Annotated in this window: 1 protein-coding gene; it reads right to left on the reverse strand. The window is 59.3% G+C overall.

Translation table 11 applies throughout. From position 1 onward, the window contains the following. A partial coding sequence (locus AKL29_RS23860; protein ID WP_160321780.1) for a phospholipase effector Tle1 domain-containing protein occupies positions 1-391 on the reverse strand: 391 nt, incomplete at both ends.

The raw sequence follows: 391 nt of genomic DNA on the forward strand, positions 1-391 counted from the left end.
GACGCTGGGATGTAGCGTGTGGCCGGGCAATTCCAGTGGCCAGATCCATTGGCTTACACCCTGGGTCATTTCGTCGACCGGAAGACCGTAGGCGGCGACCGTATCCCACAGCCCTAGAAAGCGGATGACCGGCGTCTCCCTTCGAGCCGACACGCCGGTCGGCTTGGAAGACACTTCTCCTCCAACCAGTTTCTTCAGGCCGAGGACCATCAAGTACCAGTTCGTGTGGAAATGCCGCCTGTGGTACGCGCGGTAGGCCTTTTTCGCCTGCCGATCCAATTCGCTATCGGAGATGCCCTCTGCCGGAATCAGGCCTTGATCTAGGATCAATCCCATCGTCACACGGATCGTGAACGCGCCCCGGCTGAACCCGAATGCGAATATCTCGTCG

It is taken from the genome of Bradyrhizobium pachyrhizi (assembly GCF_001189245.1).
Taxonomy (GTDB): Bacteria; Pseudomonadota; Alphaproteobacteria; order Rhizobiales; family Xanthobacteraceae; genus Bradyrhizobium; species Bradyrhizobium pachyrhizi.